The sequence below is a fragment of the Vibrio ordalii ATCC 33509 genome (genome assembly GCA_000257205.1).
Taxonomy (GTDB): Bacteria; Pseudomonadota; Gammaproteobacteria; order Enterobacterales; family Vibrionaceae; genus Vibrio; species Vibrio ordalii.
This window is the reverse complement of sequence record AEZC01000109.1, coordinates 1-3546: the sequence shown is the minus strand read 5'-3', so window position 1 is coordinate 3546 and position 3546 is coordinate 1. Positions and strand designations below refer to the sequence as shown.

The 3546-nt window shown below is 40.6% G+C and carries 1 protein-coding gene, 1 other RNA gene and 2 pseudogenes; 2 read left to right on the top strand and 2 right to left on the bottom strand.

What is annotated here, in order from left to right; all coding sequences use genetic code 11:
* Positions 1-290: 290 nt before the first annotated feature.
* Both VOR_RS17785 and VOR_RS0107960 read left to right on the top strand, forming a co-directional pair.
* Positions 291-650, top strand: a pseudogene (locus VOR_RS17785) (diacylglycerol kinase).
* The gene (locus VOR_RS0107960; RefSeq protein ID WP_010319183.1) at positions 651-2291 is read left to right on the top strand and encodes a phosphoethanolamine transferase; all 1641 of its coding nucleotides are present in this window, start codon (positions 651-653) and stop codon (positions 2289-2291) included. It abuts the pseudogene before it with no gap.
* Positions 2292-2393: 102 nt separating this feature from the next.
* Here the strand turns inward: VOR_RS0107960 and ffs are convergent.
* Positions 2394-2490: signal recognition particle sRNA small type (gene ffs / locus VOR_RS18340), an RNA gene on the bottom strand.
* A 287-nt stretch (positions 2491-2777) separates the two neighbouring features.
* Positions 2778-3503: pseudogene (locus VOR_RS0107955) on the bottom strand (VP0952 family biofilm-associated protein); the annotation flags it as partial.
* Between the last annotated feature and the right edge of the window lie 43 nt (positions 3504-3546).

Below are 3546 nucleotides of genomic sequence, written 5' to 3'. Positions count from 1 at the left end.
GGAGTCACGACCAAGTTTCTTAAGTGTTCCTTAAGAATAATAGAGAACACCAACCCATAAAATATAGAAAGGGCATAACTTGGTGTTTCTGATCTAACTAAAGCATTTAAATTCAGATTATTCAATATTAATGACAAAAAATTACACTCCCAAGACAATAAATTACAATTATTTCTATCAATAGTATTTTATAATTTAAAATATTCGAATGTTCAATACTCTGAATAAAAGTAATCGACGCTTTTATTCGACGCTTTTATTCAGAGTATTATTAATAGGTTATTAAGTTTATGAAACCAGGCCGTACAGGAATGAGTCGTTTATTTTACGCTACCGGTTATTCAATAAAAGGGCTTCAAGCTGCATGGAAAAATGAAGCCGCATTTAGGCAAGAGATCATCACCTCTGCCATTCTAATTTAGGTTACTTTTGCCTTACCTATCAACAAATTAGAACAGTTAATAATGATAGGCAGTCTAGTGCTAATCGTTATCGTGGAACTGATAAATTCAGCCATTGAAGCTGTAGTTGACCGCGTGGGTAGTGAGTGGCATGAACTCAGTGGCAGAGCCAAAGATATAGGGTCTGCCGCTGTTTTGATTGCGCTACTTTTTGCTGTGTTTACATGGTTTTTTATCTTGGTATGTTGAATGAAATTATTGTTTAAAAATTATTCGTTTTCTTATGTAGGTATTAGTTTCTTCCTAGCACTGTATTTTGTTGTTATAGTCAACCTACCTGTTTACTCAGCACTCAACGAAATATTTTCTCGGCTTGATGGAGTAAAAATAGGCTTTGTTATTTCTATACCCATTTTCTTTTTGGCAACTTTTAACTTCCTGTTTAATCTAATCAGTTGGCCATGGATCACCAAACCGTTTTTTGCCATTTTAATTTTGCTCTCTGCGGCGGTGAGTTATGCGGGCTTCAATTACGGTACGCTGTTTGATTCAGATATGGTCACTAACATCATAGAAACTGACTCGAGTGAAGCAAGTTCTTACCTAAGCCTTTACTCCGTACTGTGGATTACTGGAATGGGCATTATTCCTGCGTTAGTACTGCTGGCAACGCCAATAAAAAAAGCTAAGTCGGTGGTTAGTCTTATTAGTAAAAAATTAATATCCATGGCTCTATCTCTCGTTGTAATTGGCACTGTTGCTATGATGTATTATCAGGATTATGCATCTGTAGGGCGGAATAATAGTCATCTAAACCAATTGATTATCCCTACCCACCTTGTTTACAGCATCGCTAAATATGTCAATCGCACCTATTTAGAGGCCCCCATCATCTATAAAGAAATAGGGTTAGATGCAACACAGACACCGGAAGCGCTTGCGACTGCACAGAATAAACCCATTTTAATGGTATTTGTGTTGGGTGAAACCGCTCGTTCACAAAACTATGAGCTTAACGGTTATGCTCGCCCAACTAATCAATATACAAAAGAGTTGGATATCATCTCATTTCAAGATGTCAGATCTTGCGGAACATCTACTGCAGTTTCAGTCCCCTGCATGTTTTCGTCTTTAAATAAAGATAACTATAAGCGCCAAGTCGCTGACAACCAAGATAACGTTTTAGACATACTGAAGCGGGCTGGAATCGATTTATTTTGGATAGAAAATGATGGTGGCGATAAAGACGTCGCTAAAAATATCAACAAATTCGAAATTAATCGCAACCGTATTGATGGAATGTGTAATGGAAATACCTGCTTCGACATGGCGATGTTAGAAAATTTTGAGCAACACAGTGAAAATATGGACGGCAACCGGATGTTGCTTATGCATTTAATTGGTAGCCATGGCCCCACTTATTTCCAGCGTTATCCGAAAGAAATGGCCGTATTTCAACCTGATTGTCCACGCGCTGATATCGAAAACTGCAGCGTAGAACAAATTGTAAATAGCTATGATAATACGATTTTATATACTGACTTTTTCATGGCACAAACCATTGAAAAGCTAAAAAACTTGGAAGGAAAATACAATACCGCGCTTTTCTATATTTCTGATCACGGTGAGTCATTAGGTGAAAATGGACTGTTCTTACATGGTATGCCTTATTCTCTGGCGCCCATTACTCAAACTCAAGTACCGATGATGGTGTGGATGTCTCAAGGTTTTAAACAAGGAAAATCCATTGATACTGACTGCATAAAAAAACACGCTCAAGAGAAAAGCTACTCACAAGATCATGTGTTCCACTCCATGCTTGGCATAATGGATGTCAAAACTGAAGCTTACGACTCTAATCTGGATTTATTCCAAAGCTGCCGTCACTAACATAATATAAAATCAGCCATTAAAGATTTGTAATGGCTGATTTTTCTACTGCAGCTTAACAAGCTAAGGTGTTGATTTTAAAAGGGTACTTCAGAAGGGTGGAAGCCCCAGCCACATCCCGGCACACACGTCGCCTGCTGCGGCTGCTCCCTTCCGGGCCTGACCGAGTTCACAAGTTAGTGTTGCGGGAGGACCAGGGCCTCCATTGATTTGTTTTCTTGGCTCACTAGCCAGAGAGTGCGGCGATTATCAAGCATCATAGTGATGATTGCAAGCCGAAATACCAATGGATTCAAGCTTTTTGTTTTAAGTGACCACCATTTGAACAAATCTGTTAGATCACCAATGCCGCGTACCTGTCCTATTCCTAATCATAAGTATTTTACTAATCATAAGTATTCGTGATTTTCTATATATCAATCGTCTTAATGATACGAGTAAACACGACTCGACTTAGCATTCGTGTTACCTATCTTCTAACCTTGATTATTCTAGCTGCTCTTCGGTGCTCTTGAGTAGATAATCGGTCATCCAAGCGGTAACCAGTAAACAGATCCAAACCACGAATACTGGGTTTGGTACGTCACTTGTGGGCGAGACGACTAAGCTTGCAAAACCTACCGTTGGAAGTGTCCAGCATAACAAACCATTCCAATTCACTGCGACTGGTTTGGATTGGGTTAAACTTTCCATCGACGCCATAATGCCAGTAATGCTTAACGCAACTAACACCGCATACGAGAAATCGGCCATCCATAGTGGTAGCAGTAGCCCTAACGCCCACCAACGGTGCTTATTGGATGGTTTCCAGTGCGCAACCGACCACCAAACAACGATAACAGAAAGAGTCTGAATAACAGTAAGCCAACCCGTACCACCCAATTTTCCGGCCGATTGCGTAACGATGATCCCAACTTGCAACGTCAGTACGATTAACGCGCTGACCAAGATGACTCCCATGCTACTGCGTTTAGAAAAGACCACCATCAACAACGGGAGTAGCACCCAAACACTGACAGAAAGGGCGATCGGCTGATAAGATAAAGTGAAACCGTAAGCGGTCATTGCGGCCAGTAGCAACACACCCGCGACGCCCCCTTGCGGTAAAATCCACAGCGCAGGGATCACGATGGCCAACACAGGGATGTCCCCTTCGCTTAAACCTATGGCTCTTGCACAAACTACAGCCAACACGGTTGTGATTAAAAATTGAGTAACCGTTCACCAGTAGGAGCTTGATTTAATGGATTACAGA